We start from the raw sequence: 19422 nt of genomic DNA, 5'->3' as shown, positions 1-19422 counted from the left end.
GTTTAGGTTCGAAAAAAAAGAGACCACAACAAACAGACTGACGGTGTCAACTGTTGCTGTGGTCTCTCCATATTCTCCGACCGGTTTATTAACTTGTTGTTACTATAACATATGTCACATCATTTAAACAACATCGTCGCTTGAACAGCTTTTTTCCATCCACCGTAAAGATCTTCGCTTTCCGCTTCCGCCATGTTCATCTCAAAGCGACGATCCATCTTCCAATGCGCCGAAATCTGTTCTTGGTTTTCAAAGAATCCGACAGCCAGACCAGCGAGATACGCCGCGCCAAGAGCCGTTGTCTCATTGATTTCAGGACGCTCGACCGGTGCCTGAATGATATCACTCTGGAATTGCATGAGGAAATCATTTTTGACGGCCCCGCCGTCGACACGTAAGGCAGACATTTCGATTCCGGAATCCTGTTCCATCGCCGTCAAGACATCACGCGTCTGATAGGCGAGTGACTCAAGTGTCGCCCGGATGAAGTGCTCTTTTTCCGTTCCGCGCGTCAGACCGAAGACTGCACCACGGACATCGCTGTCCCAGTAAGGTGTCCCGAGACCGACGAAGGCAGGAACAACGTAAACACCGTCTGAAGAAGTCACACGTGTCGCGTAAGCTTCTGTTTCCTTCGCATCGTTAATCAGGCGAAGACCATCCCGTAACCATTGAATCGCTGAACCGGCCACAAAAATACTGCCTTCGAGCGCATACTGGACTTTTCCGTCGATTCCCCACGCAATGGTCGTCAAGAGACCGTGTTCCGATGTCACAGCTTTGTCGCCTGTGTTCAGTAGCATAAAACAGCCCGTTCCGTACGTGTTTTTCGCCATTCCTTTTTCAAAACAAGCTTGACCGAATAAAGCAGCCTGCTGATCTCCGGCAGCACCGGCAATCGGAACTGATTCACCGAAGAAATGATAGCCAGCTGTATGGGCATAAACTTCAGAAGACGGACGGACTTCAGGAAGCATCGCTTTTGGAACATCGAGAAGCTGAAGTAATTCGTCATCCCATTTCAGTTCATGGATGTTATACATCAACGTCCGGCTGGCATTGGAGTAATCCGTGACATGGGCTTTACCGCCTGACAACTTCCAAATCAGCCATGTATCAATTGTTCCAAACAATAGTTCACCACGTTCAGCCCGTTCCCGTGAACCTTCAACGTGATCAAGAATCCACTTCACCTTTGTTCCGGAGAAATAGGCATCAATCAATAAACCTGTTTTTGCACGGAATAGTTCGGCATGACCGGCACTCCGCAACTCGTCACAAATCTCAGCTGTTTGTCTCGATTGCCAGACAACTGCATTATAAATCGGTTTTCCAGTCTCTTTCTCCCAGACGACTGCTGTTTCCCGTTGGTTTGTGATACCGATTCCGGCGATTTGTGTCGCCTTAACGTTAGCTTCCGTTAGACAGGTTGCAACAACTGCAAGGACACTTCCCCAAATTTCATTAGCATTGTGTTCAACCCAACCCGGTTTTGGAAAGTACTGCGTAAACTCACGTTGTGCGGAATGAACGATTTCTCCAGAACGGTTGAATAAAATCGCCCGTGTACTCGTTGTTCCTTGGTCTAATGACAAAATGTAGTTCTCCATCTCTTCCCCATCCTTTGTATCTAGTAAGTTAAGCTTAAGCTGACTTCGACTTCACTGACGTTGATTTATTCGGACGAACACCGAATTTATAGCATAAACCTAATATGATGATTGTCACAAGTCCGACAATCACAAATGCCGGTGTATCTTTCCCGGAGAAGACAGATCGGTAAAACAATCCACCGAGACTTCCACCAAGAACCGGACCAAGTACCGGAATCCAGGCATAACCCCAGTTAGAAGAACCTTTTCCTGCAATCGGCAAAATAAAATGCGCAATTCGCGGACCTAAATCACGTGCCGGATTCATTGCGTATCCTGTCGTCCCCCCAAATGACATTCCGAGACCGACAATCAAGACACCGACAACCAATGGATTCAGACCGTCTGAAAACGTATTGGCTCCAATCGATAAAATTCCAATGACGAGCAAAAATGTCGCAATCAATTCACTCATGACATTCGCAAATGTATGTGGAATCGCAGGTGATGTCGCGAAAACACCCAGTTTTGCCGCCGGATCTTTCGTTTCTGCCCAGTGCGGTAAGTAATGAACGAATACGATACTCGCTCCGGCAATTCCACCTAATATTTGTGCCACGATGTATCCCGGAACGTCCGCCCATGCAAATGATCCGTCAAAAGCAAGACCAAGTGTTACGGCCGGATTCAAGTGGGCGCCACTGAATTGACCCACCGCATAGGCAGAGAGCGCTACCGCAAACCCCCAGGCTAACGTAATGACGATCCAGCCGGCATCTTTTGCGTAGGATTTGGTTAATGTAACACCTGCTCCGACACCATTCCCGAATGCTACGAGAAGCGCTGTTCCTAAAAATTCTGCTAGTACCGGTGACATACGTATTTCCCCCTTTGTATGTGAAAAAAGCAACAAAAAAAAGAGATTCGCGCCTCGGCTTTTTGAATGTTCTCAAAAAGCATGAAAGCGTGAATCTCCGATTTCTCCGTCACTTCGTATCAACTTGTTTTCACTATAACAATCGATGAAAACGCTGTCAAACGATTTACGTGATCTTTATCATAGCGTTTTCATTTGTTTGGTTCAAAGTATTTCCATAACTCTTTATTGGATGTCGTAATACTCGATGCTCCAGCCGCGATTGCCTGTTCTACTTCCTCAACGGTATCAATCAATCCACCCGCGAATACCAGTTTGCCGGTTTTTCGTTTGACCTCTTCGATATACTTCGGCATCAATCCCGGTAATACTTCGATATAATCAGGTTGCGTCCGCTCCATCAGATGATAACTTTTTTCAAGCGAACTGGAATCAAGTAAAAACATCCGTTGCATCGTCTTGACCTTTTTTTGACGGGCTTTTAAGATGACACTCGCTTTTGTCGATATGACCCCATATGGCTTTAATTCCTGGCAGACATATTCGGTCGCAAATTCATCGTTTTTTAACCCTTGGACTAAATCCATATGCAAAAACATTTTTTTATCATACCGGTGTGCCAATTCATAAACGGCCTTTAAGCGCGAGACGTGCATCTCGAGTAGTACACCGTATTCATAAGGACTTTTCAACATTTTTTCAAAGTCTTCCAACTTTCTTACAGACGGTAGAATCTTTTGACCAAAGTACGTCATATAGCGTCCTCATTTCTTTGATTTGTTCTTAGTATGTCGTCTCCGCAATGTTTTCCGCAATCCTCTTTTTATGAAAACAAATGAAAAGAACGATTAAATTAGGGTATAGCTTAACGATACTGATTTGAAATGGAGGTGAGAAGCATAGGGAGAAGCTTTTCCCCTGTGCCTCGCATGAGTCAACAAAAAAGAATCATCATTTATTTATTTTCCATCCTTATTAACGCCCTCGGCAACAGCTTCATGGTCACGGCCGCCATCGGGAGCGCCCCGTGGACATCTGCCAGTGAAGCGTTAGCCCGAATTTCGCCGTTGACCGTCGGACTCGCCATCGTCGTCCTGCATGTTTTTGCGCTGATCAGTGCTTTACTCCTTGGCAGCCGTTTCAGTTGGTGGACGATTTTACTTAGTTTTTCCCTTGTCGTCCTGTTCGGGACAGCGATTGATTTCTTCTTATCGATTCACCAGCTCCTTTATACACCGGTCGCCTTGTGGGCGCGTATTTTGTATATGATCATCGGGATGCCGTTGATTTCGCTCGGACTTGCCCTGTATCTGCAAATCGGTTTCGTCCTGATGCCGCCCGATTACTTGATGAAATCATTGATCAGCCGATTCAACAGTACTTCGATTGGTGCAACGGTCAGCCTGGCGATTCCATTTTTGATTGCCAGCATCTTGTCGTTTGTCGAACACGAATTGATTGGGATCGGTGTCGGAACGTTCGTCTTTCTGTTGTTAAATGGTCCACTGATTGAATTTTTCCAAAAGACATTTCCGATCACCCGTCGTGTCACCTGACGCAGAAAATCCTGTCCGCGCTGTGAATGTCACAGTGGAGACAGGATTTTTTTTAGATTTAAAGATATGATTTTTTTTGGAAAATCAAAATTGATCCGCCGAATAACACCAAGATGTGTGCCAGAACGAAGATGACAGAAAACGTCAATGTCGTTCCCATCGGTTCTGCCGTTCCATATGTCAAGGCGCCTTTGAAGTACATCGACCAGTCCAAATGCATCAAAACAATCCATTTCGCGATTTCCGGTTTGAAGGCGAGTAACACATTCCCGACAATCGACGTAAAGAACTGGGCGAGCACGGTGAAGCCGATAATCATCCCGACAGAGCGGAAGATAAGTGAGAAGAATAACGTCATGAAAATTGTGAAAACCGGACTAACGAGCGACAACACGGTATCACGCCACTGGATGCTGTCACCGGCTTCAGAAAAGGCAAACGAAGCAGCGTACGTAATGACCGCGATGAAGATGAATTGTCCAAGCATGACTAAAATTGAGAACAACAGCTTTGAAAAATAAATCATCATCCGCGAATACGGACTCATCAATAGGTGTTTCATCGTATCGTAGCGGACTTCATTCCCAACGGTTTCCGCCGTGAAGACAATCGTAATGATGCCAAGCAAGCCGAATAAAATTGTCGAAACCAACGTATAATAATCACTGCGCGTCATGTCAAAATCATTCATTTTCGTAATAATGACAAGTCCAACGACGATAACGACGTATAGAGCTAAGACGATTTTTGATTTTTTCATCGTCCACCATTTCATCCATTCATTTTGTATGAGCGAAAGCATGTGAATCCCCCTCTTTTTTCGTCACTTGCAAGAATTGTTCTTCCAGTGTCATTCGTTTTACAGTCAGTTCATGTAAATCAGCAATCGGGACGATTAATCGGGCGATAGCCGGTGTCTCGGTTTCAGGTGCCGTGATGACGATTTTATCGTTCAAGCGTTCGGCCGGATAGTTGGCAACCCGCAATGCTTCAATGACGTCGCGTACGTTATTTTCCGGAACACGAATCATGATTTTGGCTCCCGTCTCATTTCGGACAGACTCGACCGATTTGATGACCCCTTGGTCGATGATCGCATACCGGTCACTGATTTGTTCCATCTCACCTAACATATGGCTGGAAATCAAAATCGCAATATCCTGCTCGCGTGCCATTGCCCGGAGATATTCGCGCAGTTCGGCAATCCCGGCCGGATCCAGTCCATTCGTCGGTTCATCCAAAATCAAAACTCGCGGATTATGTAACAAGGCCCGGGCAATTCCAAGACGTTGTTTCATCCCGAGTGAATATTCACCGACTTTTTTCGACAGTTTTCCTTCAAGACCAACGAGTTTCGCTAATGCCTCATAGTCAACCTGAGTCAGACCCGGAATCAGATTCTTGGCATGAACAAGATTTTGCTTGCCCGTCATGTAGGTGTAGAATGCCGGATTTTCGACGATAGCACCGATTTGTGTCAATGCTTTTGAGCGTTCATGGACGACGTCAAAACCATTGACGGTGACTGTCCCCTCATCCTGTTCCATTAGTCCTGTAATGATTCGGATGGTCGTTGTTTTCCCTGCCCCGTTTGGTCCAAGAAATCCAAACACTTCTCCTGGCGACACTTCAAAGCTGACATCCTTTAAAATCTGTTCTTTGCCTAAACGTTTTGATACGTGTTCAATTTTCAGCATCTTTTTTCCTCCTCTTGCTGTTCTTCTTACTTCAGTGTACGTGATTCAACGTAAAAAAGTTCCTATCCTTACAATTATGTAATCCATTTCCAATTCAAAATCGTATACTAAAAGATGTTCACTACTCTATTTAACTGTAGGAACCCTGATGCCACTTCAATTTGTTCCTGTGACAAAAATAGATTTTCCAACCATTCAATCCATCTATGCTGAACACCCGCACTATGTTCAACTGGAAGGTCGATTACTTCCTTTATCAGAACACGAATTAGAAGCAGAATTTTTAAATCACGATACGATTAGCCTCCTTTGTCTTGACGGGGAAGATATACTTGCCCTCATCGATTATTTACCGGAACACCTAACCGATCATTCCACCTGGATCGGGTTGTTTTTAATGCCCGAACGGCTTCATCGCCAGGGCATCGGTTCGATGATTTTCCGTCTTTTCCACGAACAGTATTTACATGATTGTCCTGTCATTCGTCTAGCCGTCCTACCTGAAAATGTATCAGGACGTCGCTTTTGGGAAGATCTCGGTTTCCGCTTCGAACGATATGGAATATCCAATCACAATCAACCCGTCGAAGTTTTCATCAAAATGAAATCATGCGATGATCGTATGCTAAAATAATGAGAAGAATCCTGTTTATCTCATTAATGGAATTGGAGTTTATTATGAAGAAATTTTCTATCCGTTTTGATGTTTTACTCGCCTTATTGATTGCCGGTCTTTTTTTCGTCATGACACTTTCCTTGACGTTTTTAATCAGCAATCGTGCAACAGACCGTCTACAGGATGAAGTAGGAACGACTTTGTCTGCCACTGCCTATCAGTTATCCGATAAACTGGATCACTATATGTGGTCCCGTACCGCTGAAGTCAACGTCTTACGGACGTTACCGACGATTCGTGACGAACAAAATCCGGCTGAAACACGCAATACGCTTGAACAGTTGCAACAACAAATCCCTGACTTTTCATGGATTGGCGTCATGGATCCTGATGGACAAGTCGTTGCATCGACCGGGAAAATTCTAGAAGGTCAATCAATCAAAGCGCGTCCTGTCTTTCAGGAAGCACAAAAAAAACCGTTTATCGGAGATGTGCATGATGCTGTTTTACTGGCCAAATTACTTCCCAACCCGAGCGGCGAACCGTTACAGTTCGTCGATATCAGCACACCGCTATTTATAAACGGAAAAATGAGTGGCGTCCTCGCCGCACATCTCAGCTTTGAATGGGCCAAGGAAATCGAACAAAGCTTCCAAAGTTCTACCGCACAGATTAAAGATGTCGAATTCTTCATCGTCAGTAAACAAAACCGGACGGTCCTTCTCGGTCCGAAACAGTGGCGCGGGAAAAACTTACCGTCTGCCTGGTTAGCCGGAAATCAAAAAGGATACCGGATTTCCGACTGGGAAAAAGGGCAGGAATACTTAACCGGTGTCGCCAAAAGTAAAGGCTATAAAAACTACGACGGTCTCGGCTGGACCGTTCTCGTCCGCCAACCGAGTCAAGTTGCCTTTTCAGATGCAAGCACTCTGAGAAATTACATCTTGATTGCCGGATTGATTGCTTCTTTGCTGACAGCCATCATCGGTTGGTTCGTAGCCCGATTGTTGACTCGCCCCTTAAAGAAAATCACGCAGGCAGCAGAAGCCATGCAACACGATCGATCAAAATCGATTCCGTCACATACCGGGATTCGTGAGATAGAAGTACTGTCCGTCGCGTTACGCGAACTGACGACGAAATTGACCCATACCGAGCAAGAACGAACGACCTACGAGTCACTCGCCCTTCATGACGCTTTGACCGGACTGCCGAACCGGAATGGTTTATCTGATTATCTGGATGAACTGTCTCGTAAAACGCATGATCAGATTTACCTGTATCTTGATTTAGACGGATTTAAAGCAATCAATGATCAGTATGGTCATGCGATGGGTGATTTATTGTTAATCGAAGTTGCCGACCGTCTTCAAAAATCCTTACGCTATGAAGGGATTACGGCACGGCTTGGCGGGGATGAGTTTCTGATTATCCTCAACGAACAGATTTCGACGGAAGATATCGACCGGTACGGCAAGGACATCATCCACACGCTTTCGTATCCGTATCTTCTGAATCAACAAACTTTGTTTATTGGAGCCAGCATCGGAGTCGCCGTTCGTTCGACCGAAGAATCGATCGAACAAGTCATTCACCGTGCGGATCTTGCTTTGTATGATTCCAAACACCGGGGCAAAGGATGCTTGACCTTCCATCATTAAGAGGCTTCATTGACAAGATCACCGCTTCTCCGTAATGTGAACGCATAGAAGAAGCAATCCCCAACTACTTACAACAAGGAGCTGACAACATGAATCAGTGGACACGCGAAGCACGCTATCGCCCGCTTTCCGATCTTGCACCGGAAGTGTATCAACTCATGAAAGAAGAAGTACGCAACTCACCTTGGCGGTTTTCTTTCCACATTCAACCCCCAACCGGTTTGTTGAACGATCCGAACGGATTTGTTTATCACAACGGCACGTATCATCTTTTTTACCAATGGTTCCCGCTCGGCCCCGTTCACGGATTGAAATACTGGTACCACATGACTTCAAAGGATTTAGTGCACTGGTTTGATGAGGGAGCAGCCCTTATTCCAAACGATGATCCTGATTCACACGGTGCTTACTCCGGAAGTGGTTTCATTAAAAATGATCAGGTCCATATCATGTATACAGGAAACAAACGGGATGCAGATTGGAAGCGACACACGAGTCAAATCGTTGGTCACCTTCGTTCGGACGGCCGGATTGACAAGCATCTGCCGCCTGCCATTCCAACCGTTCCAAACGGCTATACCGAGCATTTCCGGGACCCTAAAGTGTTTCAGCATCACGGTACATGGTATTGCATCATCGGGGCTCAACGTGACGATCTGACCGGCTGCACAGTAATGTATCAATCCGAAGATGCGGAGAGCTGGACCTTGATGGGCGAACTCGTCACCCGTTACGATCAATTCGGTTACATGTGGGAATGTCCTGATTATTTTGAACTGGACGGAAAAGGACTATTACTGTTCAGTCCGCAAGGGATTGCTCCCGCAGGAGATCGTTACCAAAACATCTTCCAGTCGGGATATTTGATGGGACAACCACTCGCCCTTCCCGAGCTTGCTTTCCAACATGAGGATTTTGTGGAACTTGATTTCGGATTTGATTTTTATGCTCCCCAGACGACACTTGCAGCAGACGGACGCCGGATTCTTGTCGGCTGGATGGGGTTACCTGACATCTCGTATCCAAGCGACCGTTATAACTGGGCACACGGTTTGACGTTGCCGCGAGAACTGACACTCGAAAATCAGCAGTTGCGTCAAAAACCCGTTCAGGAACTAACGTCACTCCGTAAAGAAACGTTGTACGAAAAGGAACTGAAGTTGGTCCGTGAAGTCCTGCCTGCACAAGCAGAAATTTTCGAGCTCGAGTTGTCCCAGTTGCAACTTTCTTCCGACCAATTGGAAGTGAAGCTTCGGGTCAGCGAGCAGGAAGAAACCGTTCTGCGATACGATCAACAAACGAATCGATTTACCATTGATCGCGCATTATCAGGGGCAGAGGTGCCAGCACTCGAATATGGTACGACTCGTTCTACCGTATTGACCGAACCATTGCATACCTTACGGGTGTTCGTTGATCGTTCGTCAATCGAAGTATTTCTAAATGACGGGGAAGCCATTGCTTCCGCCCGGATTTTCCCGAAAACGACGAGCCAAGGCATCGTTCTGACAGGTGACGCGACGGCTCAGCTGGCCATTTACAGCCTGTAAGCCGTTGATTCTTTTTTATTCCTGCAAAAAAAGCACATTCCTCACAGATCAGCTGTGGAATGTGCTTTTTATTGAGGAGCTGTTTCTTTTTGAAGATCAAAGGCTAATATGTGTTGTTCGCCAATCGGACCCATGACAGATTGTAACGTGTCCACATAACCTGTTTTAAAGTACAAGGATTTTGCCGCGATATTCTTTTTATTGACCGCTAACGTAATCGCCGTTACTTCTGGAAAATGTTCATTCACGAATGCAGGTAATTGCATCATTGCTTCTTTGGCATAGCCTTGTTGCTGATGTCTTGCATCAATCGAAAAAGCCCGCAACAGGACACTGCGTTCATCTGTCCGGTATGTTTTCGGTGGATTTAAATGCAGGATGAAAAATCCGACGACTTCCATCTCTTTTTTTATGACGACCGGAAACTTGTCCGGATTACTTACCGCTTCCGACACGACTTCGGTCGGAAATGTCGTAAATTGGATTTGTTCTTCCGGAAGAATAAACGCATCACATTGTTCATAATGTTCATTGGTATACATAAACAGCTTTACTTGAGACATACTTTTTTCCGCCTTCCATTAGTCAAGGAGACCCAACACTCCCCTTACATCTATTTCCATTTTACATGTTCTAGATGTTTTAGCCAATGATTCAGGAACGTTCCTGTAAAAGATTTTATCTTTACTTATATTCCACTTCTTGTGTAGACTTAATCAATTGTCCGGCTGAAAATGCTAAACTAAGAAAAGAAAATTGAGTTTACAAAGGTAAGAGGTGAATAAACCGATGTCCCCAGACTTTTTTGAACGCATGGAGATGGAAACCGGGACCAAACTAAATGCTGTCCAGCGCCAAGCGATTGAGCACGATCGAGGTCCGCTCCTATTACTCGCTTCCCCGGGTTCAGGAAAAACCACAACATTGAACTTTAAAATTGCCTATTTGATTCTCGAAAAAAAGGTGAATCCCCGGTCTATTTTAGGATTAACTTTCAGCAAAGCCGCTGCTCATGAGATGGCAGAACGTTTTCATGATTGGTTTCATCATTTAATCGGGACGACGGCTTCCTTTTCGACGATCCATAGTTTTGCCTTTCAAGTCGTCCGTGATTATGCGGCAACACGTCGCCTTCAGTATACGATTATCGAAGGAGCCGTTGAAAAATCGGCAACACATCGTCCGGAACAGCCGTTGCATAAACGAATGATTCTTCGCCGGATTTTCCAAGAAATTAACCGGAGCGTCATTACGGAAGATCAGATGGATGAATTACTGCGAATGATTTCTTTCGTTAAAAATCGGTTATTGGTAACGAAGGATGTTGAAACATTAAAAACGACCATTAAACATTTTCCGGAGATTTACTCAGCTTATGAACAATTTAAACTGCGGGATCCCCTCCATCCGCTGATGGACTTTGATGACATGTTGACGTATGCCAATACGATTCTGTCAGAAGATGCCGCACTGCTTAGATCGTACCAACGGCGTTTTGAGTATATTTTAACGGACGAAAGTCAGGATACGTCTTTAGTTCAGCATCAACTTGTCGAAAAACTGGCACTGCCTCACAATAACCTTTGTGTCGTCGCCGACGATGATCAAACGCTGTACAGCTGGCGCGGTGCGGATGTATCAAAAATCATCCACTTTAAAGATACGTATCCCGATGCGACCGTATTGTACATGGAACAAAACTATCGTTCCTCTAAAGAAATCGTCGAGACCGCCAATCGGTTCATTCAGCGTAATAAGGTCCGTTACCCGAAGAAAATGTATACGGAAAATCCGTCGTCCCGTGCCATCACCGTTGAAACGTTACCGGCGTACGAAGACCAAACGCGGTATGTCATTCGTCAATTACGTGAGGAAACGAATTTTAAAGAAGTAGCGATTTTATACCGTAATAATTCGTCCTCGATAAACATCATGAATGCTCTTGATCTAGCCGGCATTCCTTTTTATATCAAGGACGTCGACCATAAATTCTTTAGCCATTGGGTTTTAAAGGATATCTTACATTTCATCGAATTGGCAAACGACCCTTCCGATGTGGATGTTTTGGCGAAAATTCATACGAAATTTGCAGGGTATATCTCAAAAGTTCAATTACAGCGTCTGTACGAATTACGGAACGGAGAAAACGTGTTTGATTTGTTGCTTCATCATGTCGAGATGAAGTTTTATCAAAAAAAACAACTCAAAACCATTAAATCGGTCTTTGCTGCCATGCAAACTGCCCGTCCTGCTGCCGCATTGGCACTGATTCGTAATGAACTGGGCTATGAAAAAAACCTGAAAAAAATGAGTGACAGTCTTGGATTCAGCATTGATTTTTTACTTGAAATGCTCAATACGATTGAAAATGTTGCAAGTGATCTTCCGACGTCCCTTGCCTTTAAAGAACGGATTTTGCATCTCGAACAATTAATGCGTCAAGCGAAGTCCAATAAACATCAAAATGCCGTTACCTTATCGACTTTCCACAGTGCCAAGGGACTTGAGTTCGATCGTGTCTTCATGATTGATCTGATCAACGGTGTTCTTCCGTCGTCTGATAACATCAAATCTTACAAAGACGGACAACTCGAAGAAATGGAAGAAGCAGTCCGCCTGTTTTATGTCGGTATGACACGGGCACGGCACGATCTTCATCTTTTGTCTTACCGGTATAAGTCAAAGCCGGTCGAAGAATCCTTATTCATCGCAAATATCCGACAGATTCTCAATCCGGATCAAAAGGCACAAAAAGAAGCCCGCTATGCTCCGCGTTTGAACGATACACCGGCAGGACCGCTTCTTGCCGTCGAGAAGAACATGCGAATTCGTCATAAATCCTTCGGCGAGGGAACGATTGTTCATTTGATGGACGACGTTCTCGAGATTCAGTTTGATAAGGGCATCGATAAGCAACTGTCCCTCCAAGTCTGTTCCGAAAATCATCTGATAACGATTCTTTAAAAAAGACTCATTTTTCACCGGACGAGCTCCAGTGGAAAATGAGTCTTTTGTTGATCATGTCATGCGTTCATCATTTTGACGGACCAGTGCATCACGGATTTCCGTAAGCAGTTTTTCTTCCGTCGTCGGAGCTGCGACTTCTTCCGTCGTCTCCTCTTTCCGACGAAAAGCATTGATGCCTTTCACAAACAAAAACAAGGCAAATGCAATCAAGATGAACTCAATGCTCGCTTGCAGGAATTGACCGTATAACAAATTAGCATTTCCGACCTCGACGGACAATCCTTTGACATCAATTCCACCGATGATTATGCCGATCAACGGCATGAAGATACTGTCGACCAAAGATTTGATGATGCCACTGAAGGCAGCCCCGAGGATGACCCCTACTGCCAAATCAATGACATTTCCGCGAAACGCAAACTCCTTAAACGCTTTGAACAATGCCTGTTACCCCTCTCTTGTTACGTCCATGCCCGATCAGCCAACTGACGAATCGCATAGCCGACCCCATTTTCATTATTTGTTTTCGTCACTTGATGCGCAATCGCTTTTGCGTCGTCATGACCATTCCCCATCGCTATCGCCATTCCGGCGACTTTGAACATCGGAACATCATTTAAGTTGTCCCCGATGACGGCGACCTCTTCGATTGACACTCCAAGGTGCTTTGCCAGTGTTTTGACCGCTGTTCCTTTATCGGCACCAAGTGCCATGACTTCAATGTTGTCATGACCGGACGACGTCACATAAATTCCGTCCACTTTTTGTTCGATTTCTTTCCAAATCTTTTTCATCAACTCCTGATCAAAAGAGAAGGAAATGAACTTAAAGACCTGCCCTGCTTGGTTACGAATGAATGAGCGGAATCCATCAATCATCTTGACATCTTCATTGACGTAATAACGATTGTGGAAAAAGTCGAGCACATCCTTTGCCCGGTCGCTTTCCTGACTCATTTCCTTGAGCGAATCATAGGCGGCGTCAATCGTTGATCCTTGTGCCGTGACGAGACCTTGGTCACAAAACATCTCAAAAAATACTTCGTATTGGCTGATGATGCCGTAAATTTGTTGCGCTTGCTCAGTTGTCAGCGTCGTCGCACTCAGTTCTTCCCCGTCAACGGTCAAAACGCGCGCTCCGTTCGACGCGATGATCGGACATGTGATCCCTGCCTGATCCGTCAATTCTTTTGCATTTAAGTAGTTTCGTCCTGTCGCAATCGCAAAATCAATGCCTTGTTCTTTTGCAGCTTCAATGGCTGCAATCGTTTCCGGTTCTATTTTCTGTTTACTGGATAACACCGTACCATCCATGTCTGAGATCAATAATTTGATTGCTTTTGCCAAAACGTTCACTCTCCTTTATCTTTTTCCATTTTACTATACCATTTTCAGCATGATATTCCTGTTCCGACCCTTTTGATTCCGCTCAAAGGATCGGAGACAACAATCGGGAAATACTCTCTTTAAACTTAATGAGTCGGGAACGTTTCGCATATTTTTCAGCCGTCAGTTGCTCACAGACGAGACAGTCTGCTTCAAACAGACGGGCCAGTTCTTCTGCAACATGCTGATCGTAGACGATCGAGTTCATCTCAAAATTCAATCTGAAGCTCCGGGCATCGATATTCGTCGTTCCGACGGAGGCGATTTCCTGATCGACGACAATCGTTTTCGCATGGAGAAATCCAGGTTCATACGTATAGATTTTTGCTCCATAATCAATTAGTTCCCCTGCTGCCGCTGTCGTCGCCCAGTAGACGAACGGATGGTCCGGCTTGTTCGGAATCATAATTCGGATTTCGACACCTGCCAGTAACGCCATTTTGCAGGCGTCCATATAACTGGTATCCGGAATGAAATAGGGCGACTGGATATAGATCGATTCTTTCGCGGATGAAATCATTTTAATCAGCAGATTTTTGAGATGTTCCGTTTTTGAATCCGGACCCGACGTCACAATCTGCATCGGCAGCTCCTGTTCAATCGAATGGGCGCCATAATAAAAAGCATTTTTTGCCGTATAGCTGTCACTGGCCTGATTCCAGTCCAAAATGAACCGGTCCAGTTGATCATGGACGACTTCTCCTTCTAACCGGAAATGCGTGTCGCGCCAGTAGCCGAATTTTTCGTCGATCCCTAAATACTCCGTTCCGACGTTAAAGCCGCCGATATAACCAATCTTCCCGTCGACGATACATGACTTCCGATGGTTTCGGTTGTTGAGACGGAAGTTGATCAAACCGATTGTCGGCGGAAAAAAAGCGAACACTTCCCCGTTGTATTTCATCAATTCCTTAAAGTCGGACCGTTTCAAATCACGGGAGCCGACCGCATCATAGAGCAACCGGACTTTGATTCCTTGTTTCGCTTTATGTGTCAAAGCGGCAATTAACGCTTGTCCAAGCGAATCCTTTTGAATGATGTAATACTGGATGTTAATTTCGTGTTCCGCATTTACGATGTCGGTCATCATCCGATTAAATTTTTGCTCACCGTCCGATAAAATGACGACCTCATTTTTAAAACTGAGCAACGCATCGTTCGACACTAAATTCATCCGGATCAGTTGGTCATACCGGACGATAGCAGGATGACGCTGTTGTGTCTCGAATTTATCCAATTCGGTTAATTGAAGCGTCACGCGTCGTGATTGTTCTTGTTTTTCCGTTTGTTCGACGTGATAAAAATTTGTTTTTTTCAAGAGACGTCCAAAAAATAAATAAATCAGAAACCCGATCAACGGAACAAAATACAAAATCAGAACCCATGCCCATGTTGCGCCAATGTCTCGTCGTTCCAAAAAAATAACGGTGACGACCGCCAATAAATTCATGATAATCAAGCCGTAAGCCAATATGACGAGCATCGTACTCAACACGTCAAGCACTGGATCTCCTCCTTTGTTCTACCTGTCACCTTTTCCCGCTGCAATGTATAAGGTATTCCTTATTTTCAAAGTAAATAAAACAAAAAAGTGCAGGAAACTCCTAAAAAAGATGGAGTTTCCTGCACTGGATAAGATTTTATGATTCATTGACGGATTCATCCGCGTGGGATTGTTCCAATTCAATTGATTCAACCATTGTTTTTGCACTGGCTACACAATCCGGCAATCCTACCCCGTCATAGGCAAGTCCTGCGAGATAAATGCCGGGATATTGTGCCAATACTTCCTCCCGGACGCGCTGAATTCGATCGGCATGACCGACTGTATATGCAGGAAGACCATCTACCAACCGGCTGATGATGACTTGTTTCGGTTCTAATGCCCGTCCACAAATCTTCTCTAAATCCTGCAACACAGCTTGTTGCAGAACTTCATCTGATTCATAAACCAAATGATCATTGCCCGGTCGACCGACGAATGCACGCAGGACCGTATGATTTGGAGCGGAATGATTCCATTTTTGATCGATCGCCGTACAGGCCGTGATGGAGTACGGTGCCCGTCGATTGACGACAAAACCTGTTCCTTCAATCGGTAACGACTCTTGTTGATCAAAAATCATCGTAATCGTCGCCGTCGAGTGCGTCGTCAACTGTTCAAGCTCCGGCAAGTGGGCATCCGGCAACAATTTGACGACTTGAGGATGCGGAATCGTCAAGAGTACGTAATCTGCATACTCCGGACCATGATCCGTTTTCAACCGGTAGCGTCCGTCTTCACGTGAAATCTCAAGCAATGGCGTTTCCAGCCGCACTTCCGAACGTTCGAGCATCTCTTCCAATCGTTCAATCAATGATTCAAGTCCTGTTTCGAGCGATAAAAACTGTCCCGTCGCTTTGATTGTTGTTTGCGGAGTCTGCGGCAATTGATCGAGCGGACGCATTAAACGCATCCCTTCAAACAATGAACCGGCTTTTTGTTCGTTCGCGACGAATTGGGGATACGTCGCAAACGTACTCATCTGATCGATGTTACCGGCATAGATACCGGACAGCAACGGTTCAATCAGTTTTTCGACTAGTGCATCCCCGAGCCGCGGACGTAAATATTCTCCGAGCGGAATGTCCTGTTCCGGAATCCTTAACTCCTCCGACGGATGCAACAACAAGTCAGCGACTTCCTGTTTTTCCTGTTCTGTCAGTAACGTCGTTTCCCGAAACAGATCAAGATCCGTCGGAATTCCCATGACCGCACCCTTAGGAATCGGGTGAAGGCCACCCGTATCCAAAATAAATGCTTGGGACGTGTTATTTCGGACCAGTTTTTCACCCAGTCCGATTGCTTCAATCAAATCCGTCAAAATATGTTTTCGGGCGACGTAAGAATCCGGTCCGCGTTCAATCGTAAAACCATCTTCTCGATACGTCGCGACTTTTCCGCCCAGACGTTCTCCAGCTTCAAGCAATGTGATGTTCAAATCGGGAAAAGTACGTTCTGCGTAATAGGCAGCGGCAAGACCAGTAATACCACCGCCGACGATGACGAGACGTTTACTTGACATAACTGCCGACCTGTTTCGAAACAGCCTCGGTGACTGCTCTCATGAAGGCAGGATCTGCATTCGGCATAATCGGACGTGCGTAATGAATACCCAGTTCGTCACAGACGACTTTACACTCATAATCATTATCGAACAGGACTTCCAAGTGATCGGCAACGAATCCGACAGGAACGTAGACGAATGCTTCATACCCTTTTGCTTCATAAACGTCACGCGTCAAATCTTGTACATCTGGTCCCAGCCAAGGTTCTGGCGTTTGTCCGGCTGATTGCCAGCCTGTGATCATATGTTTGACACCGGCACGTGCCGCAATCAGGTCTGCTGTCTCTTTTAATTGTTCCGGGTACGGATCACCGTTCGCGATGATTTTTTCCGGTAAACTGTGTGCGGACACGACCAAGACCGCTTTTTCTTCCGGTACCGGTAATGCATCAAACGTTTTCCGGATTTCTTTACCCCACCAGTCAATGAACGCTTCTTCTTTGTACCATGACTCAACAGAAGCCAAATGAATGCCGTGTTTATCTGCCACTTCTTTCGCCCGACCGTTGTATGAACGGATGCTGAACGTCGAGTAGTGCGGTGCAAGTACGACAGTGACTGCTTCTGTGATGCCGTCTTTCGCCATTTGTTCTACAGCATCTTCGACGAATGGTTCGATATGCTTCAGACCCAAATACAGCTTGAATTCGATTTCACCCGCATATTTTTCCGACAATTGGCGGTGTAATTCTTCCGCTTGATCAATCGTGACTTGCGCCAGTGGTGAAACACCACCGATTGCTTCATACCGTTCTGTCAGTTCAGCCAATGCTTCTGGAGACGGTTTGCGTCCACGACGGATGTGTGTGTAATAACGTTCGATGTCTTCCGGTTTATACGGCGTACCATACGCCATGACGAGTAATCCTAATGTTTTCATTTCGCTACCTCCATTTTTTCTTTCGAGTAATCATGGATATATGCAGTGAGACGTTTTAAGACTTCCGGATCCACCTCCGGGAAAATTCCATGTCCTAAGTTAAAGATGAAACCGGGACGTTTCATTCCCATATCAAGGATTTCTTTTGTTTTTGCTTCGAGAATCTCCCATGGGGCAAGCAGGTAAGATGGATCAAGATTTCCCTGTAAGGTTTTCGTCAGTCCGCGTTCACGTGCTGCATCTACCGACAACCGCCAGTCGAGTCCGACGACATCCAGCGGCAGATCGTGCCACTCTTCCGCCAAATGACTTGCTCCAACGCCAAACATGATCATCGGAACGCCCGTTTCTTTCAATTCCGTGAAAATACGCTCCATCGTCGGTTTGATATACAGAACATAATCATTCCGGCTCGTCGTACCAACCCACGAATCGAAGATTTGGAATGCCTGGATGCCGGCATCGACTTGTGCTTTGATATAATCGATGACCATATCTCCGAGTTTCTCCATTAAAGCATGCCATACATCAGGATGACCATACATCAATGCTTTCGTTTTATGGTAGCCTTTTGACGGACCACCCTCGATCATATAGCTGGCCAATGTAAACGGCGCCCCCGAAAAACCGATTAACGGCACTTCGAGACGTTCACGCAACAGTTTAATCGTCTCGAAAATGTAGGGAATATCTTCTTTTTTGAATGGTTGGAGCGCTTGAACATCGTCCATTGTCCGAATCGGATTTGCAATGACAGGACCAATGCCGCTTTTAATCTCTACGTCGACACCCATCGAAGGCAATGGCGTCATAATATCTTTATAGAGAATCGCTGCGTCGACTCCCAACTGCTTCACTGGTAGTTCTGTGACATATGCGCATAACTCAGGATCATGTGTAATCTCAAACAGTGTCCGTGTCTTCTTGATTTCACGATACTCCGCTTGATACCGACCTGCTTGTCGCATATACCAGACCGGTACATGGCTTACCTCTTCGCCACGAATGGCCCGCAAAAATGTATCATTAAATTTTTTCATCATAACTACCCCTTTATACTCGTTCTAACGCCCCAAAATAACGCACGATAAGTTTGTGAACACAGAAACATTATATCTGAAATTCAGAACGGTGTGCCAATAAATCGTTTACAAAATTACAGTTCTGTTACCCGTTCATCAAATGTTCACCGTTTCTTATAGAGTCCGAAAGCAGCATTCAACTGTCCACGGATCAAATCCGAACGTTGTTGTTCCGTTACTTTCCGTTCTTTTTCACGGATTTCGTGTGTCCGCCATCCGTCTTCGATCTTTTCCGCAACTTCTACCAATCGTTCAATGTCTGTAAACGAGTACTTTCGTGTTTTTCCGTTCGTCCGCTCTGGAAAAATCAATTTCCGTTCTTCATAGTAACGAATTTGACGTTCCGACAAACCGGTTAATTCGCAGACAATCCCAATCGTCATCACCTTCTTCTCCCGGTAATTCATCTTCGTCACTCCTTTCCTTCAAAATACCATGTCAGATTTTCTGAC

Annotated in this window: 18 protein-coding genes; 5 read left to right on the top strand and 13 right to left on the bottom strand. The window is 45.4% G+C overall.

The window, feature by feature from the left end:
• Positions 1-119 precede the first annotated feature (119 nt).
• The 3 genes from glpK to AC3IRK_RS03905 form a co-directional block, all read right to left on the bottom strand.
• Positions 120-1610 (bottom strand): glycerol kinase GlpK, encoded by a 1491-nt coding sequence (glpK, locus tag AC3IRK_RS03915; RefSeq protein WP_131503881.1) that lies wholly within the window; start codon positions 1608-1610, stop codon positions 120-122.
• A 34-nt stretch (positions 1611-1644) separates the two neighbouring features.
• Positions 1645-2469, bottom strand: a complete 825-nt coding sequence (locus tag AC3IRK_RS03910; protein ID WP_131503880.1) for an MIP/aquaporin family protein — start codon at positions 2467-2469, stop codon at positions 1645-1647.
• A gap of 191 nt (positions 2470-2660) precedes the next feature.
• The gene (locus AC3IRK_RS03905; RefSeq protein WP_026833733.1) at positions 2661-3224 is read right to left on the bottom strand and encodes a glycerol-3-phosphate responsive antiterminator; all 564 of its coding nucleotides are present in this window, start codon (positions 3222-3224) and stop codon (positions 2661-2663) included.
• Between the two features lie 174 nt (positions 3225-3398).
• Here AC3IRK_RS03905 and AC3IRK_RS03900 point away from each other — a divergent pair, with 174 nt between their 5' ends.
• Positions 3399-4025 (top strand): YczE/YyaS/YitT family protein, encoded by a 627-nt coding sequence (locus AC3IRK_RS03900; RefSeq protein WP_131503969.1) that lies wholly within the window; start codon positions 3399-3401, stop codon positions 4023-4025.
• Between the two features lie 58 nt (positions 4026-4083).
• On the opposite strand, the gene AC3IRK_RS03895 is transcribed toward AC3IRK_RS03900, so the two are convergent.
• Entirely contained in the window at positions 4084-4827 is a 744-nt protein-coding gene (locus tag AC3IRK_RS03895; RefSeq protein WP_131973256.1) for a DUF2705 family protein, read from the bottom strand.
• Positions 4805-5722, bottom strand: coding sequence for an ABC transporter ATP-binding protein (locus AC3IRK_RS03890; protein ID WP_131503878.1), 918 nt, complete (start codon positions 5720-5722; stop codon positions 4805-4807). The genes AC3IRK_RS03895 and AC3IRK_RS03890 overlap by 23 nt, the downstream gene beginning before the upstream one ends.
• 148 nt (positions 5723-5870) lie before the next feature.
• Between AC3IRK_RS03890 and AC3IRK_RS03885 the strand changes: the two genes are divergently transcribed.
• From AC3IRK_RS03885 to AC3IRK_RS03875, 3 genes are all read left to right on the top strand, one after another.
• On the top strand, positions 5871-6356 hold the full coding sequence (locus AC3IRK_RS03885; protein ID WP_214854192.1) for a GNAT family N-acetyltransferase: 486 nt from the start codon (positions 5871-5873) through the stop codon (positions 6354-6356).
• A 44-nt stretch (positions 6357-6400) separates the two neighbouring features.
• On the top strand, positions 6401-7999 hold the full coding sequence (locus tag AC3IRK_RS03880; RefSeq protein ID WP_131503876.1) for a sensor domain-containing diguanylate cyclase: 1599 nt from the start codon (positions 6401-6403) through the stop codon (positions 7997-7999).
• Between the two features lie 89 nt (positions 8000-8088).
• The gene (locus tag AC3IRK_RS03875; RefSeq protein ID WP_489170421.1) at positions 8089-9549 is read left to right on the top strand and encodes a sucrose-6-phosphate hydrolase; all 1461 of its coding nucleotides are present in this window, start codon (positions 8089-8091) and stop codon (positions 9547-9549) included.
• Between the two features lie 68 nt (positions 9550-9617).
• On the opposite strand, the gene AC3IRK_RS03870 is transcribed toward AC3IRK_RS03875, so the two are convergent.
• Positions 9618-10112 carry a GNAT family N-acetyltransferase gene (locus AC3IRK_RS03870; RefSeq protein WP_131503874.1) on the bottom strand — a complete coding sequence of 165 codons (495 nt, stop codon included), beginning with the start codon at positions 10110-10112 and terminating at the stop codon, positions 9618-9620.
• Between the two features lie 226 nt (positions 10113-10338).
• Between AC3IRK_RS03870 and AC3IRK_RS03865 the strand changes: the two genes are divergently transcribed.
• Positions 10339-12513: an ATP-dependent helicase gene (locus AC3IRK_RS03865; protein ID WP_489170420.1), complete on the top strand. Its 2175-nt coding sequence runs from the start codon at positions 10339-10341 to the stop codon at positions 12511-12513.
• A gap of 54 nt (positions 12514-12567) precedes the next feature.
• Here the strand turns inward: AC3IRK_RS03865 and mscL are convergent, their stop codons facing one another.
• The 7 genes from mscL to AC3IRK_RS03830 all read right to left on the bottom strand — a co-directional run bounded on the left by mscL (position 12568) and on the right by AC3IRK_RS03830 (position 19377).
• The gene (mscL, locus tag AC3IRK_RS03860; protein WP_114596495.1) at positions 12568-12957 is read right to left on the bottom strand and encodes a large-conductance mechanosensitive channel protein MscL; all 390 of its coding nucleotides are present in this window, start codon (positions 12955-12957) and stop codon (positions 12568-12570) included.
• 20 nt (positions 12958-12977) lie between these two features.
• Positions 12978-13871: a Cof-type HAD-IIB family hydrolase gene (locus tag AC3IRK_RS03855; RefSeq protein ID WP_255508424.1), complete on the bottom strand. Its 894-nt coding sequence runs from the start codon at positions 13869-13871 to the stop codon at positions 12978-12980.
• Positions 13872-13944: 73 nt separating this feature from the next.
• A complete protein-coding gene (cls, locus tag AC3IRK_RS03850; protein ID WP_489170419.1) occupies positions 13945-15405 on the bottom strand; it encodes a cardiolipin synthase in 1461 nt (486 codons plus the stop codon).
• Positions 15406-15541: 136 nt separating this feature from the next.
• The gene (gene hemG / locus AC3IRK_RS03845) at positions 15542-16966 is read right to left on the bottom strand and encodes a protoporphyrinogen oxidase (RefSeq protein ID WP_131503871.1); all 1425 of its coding nucleotides are present in this window, start codon (positions 16964-16966) and stop codon (positions 15542-15544) included.
• Entirely contained in the window at positions 16956-17888 is a 933-nt protein-coding gene (gene hemH, locus AC3IRK_RS03840) for a ferrochelatase (RefSeq protein ID WP_131503870.1), read from the bottom strand. The genes hemG and hemH overlap by 11 nt, the downstream gene beginning before the upstream one ends.
• Entirely contained in the window at positions 17885-18931 is a 1047-nt protein-coding gene (gene hemE / locus AC3IRK_RS03835) for a uroporphyrinogen decarboxylase (protein ID WP_131503869.1), read from the bottom strand. Before hemE ends, hemH begins: the two co-directional genes overlap by 4 nt.
• Before the next feature lie 143 nt (positions 18932-19074).
• A complete protein-coding gene (locus AC3IRK_RS03830) occupies positions 19075-19377 on the bottom strand; it encodes a MerR family transcriptional regulator (protein WP_012369603.1) in 303 nt (100 codons plus the stop codon).
• Positions 19378-19422: the final 45 nt, after the last annotated feature.

Source organism: Exiguobacterium sp. GL_137, from assembly GCF_057834585.1.
Note: the sequence above shows the minus strand (reverse complement) of the source record. Positions and strands in the feature narration are given on the sequence as shown.

What these genes read in the sequence shown, in the direction of transcription:
- AC3IRK_RS03865 (WP_489170420.1), top strand. Translation starts at nt 10,339, where the DNA reads ATGTCCCCAGACTTTTTTGAACGCATGGAGATGGAAACCGGGACCAAA.
- AC3IRK_RS03900 (WP_131503969.1), top strand. Translation starts at nt 3,399, where the DNA reads ATGAGTCAACAAAAAAGAATCATCATTTATTTATTTTCCATCCTTATT.
- AC3IRK_RS03895 (WP_131973256.1), bottom strand. Translation starts at nt 4,827, where the DNA reads ATGCTTTCGCTCATACAAAATGAATGGATGAAATGGTGGACGATGAAA.
- AC3IRK_RS03830 (WP_012369603.1), bottom strand. Translation starts at nt 19,377, where the DNA reads ATGAATTACCGGGAGAAGAAGGTGATGACGATTGGGATTGTCTGCGAA.
- AC3IRK_RS03910 (WP_131503880.1), bottom strand. Translation starts at nt 2,469, where the DNA reads ATGTCACCGGTACTAGCAGAATTTTTAGGAACAGCGCTTCTCGTAGCA.
- AC3IRK_RS03885 (WP_214854192.1), top strand. Translation starts at nt 5,871, where the DNA reads ATGCCACTTCAATTTGTTCCTGTGACAAAAATAGATTTTCCAACCATT.
- AC3IRK_RS03890 (WP_131503878.1), bottom strand. Translation starts at nt 5,722, where the DNA reads ATGCTGAAAATTGAACACGTATCAAAACGTTTAGGCAAAGAACAGATT.
- hemG (WP_131503871.1), bottom strand. Translation starts at nt 16,966, where the DNA reads ATGTCAAGTAAACGTCTCGTCATCGTCGGCGGTGGTATTACTGGTCTT.
- hemH (WP_131503870.1), bottom strand. Translation starts at nt 17,888, where the DNA reads ATGAAAACATTAGGATTACTCGTCATGGCGTATGGTACGCCGTATAAA.
- AC3IRK_RS03870 (WP_131503874.1), bottom strand. Translation starts at nt 10,112, where the DNA reads ATGTCTCAAGTAAAGCTGTTTATGTATACCAATGAACATTATGAACAA.
- AC3IRK_RS03905 (WP_026833733.1), bottom strand. Translation starts at nt 3,224, where the DNA reads ATGACGTACTTTGGTCAAAAGATTCTACCGTCTGTAAGAAAGTTGGAA.
- AC3IRK_RS03880 (WP_131503876.1), top strand. Translation starts at nt 6,401, where the DNA reads ATGAAGAAATTTTCTATCCGTTTTGATGTTTTACTCGCCTTATTGATT.
- glpK (WP_131503881.1), bottom strand. Translation starts at nt 1,610, where the DNA reads ATGGAGAACTACATTTTGTCATTAGACCAAGGAACAACGAGTACACGG.
- hemE (WP_131503869.1), bottom strand. Translation starts at nt 18,931, where the DNA reads ATGATGAAAAAATTTAATGATACATTTTTGCGGGCCATTCGTGGCGAA.
- AC3IRK_RS03875 (WP_489170421.1), top strand. Translation starts at nt 8,089, where the DNA reads ATGAATCAGTGGACACGCGAAGCACGCTATCGCCCGCTTTCCGATCTT.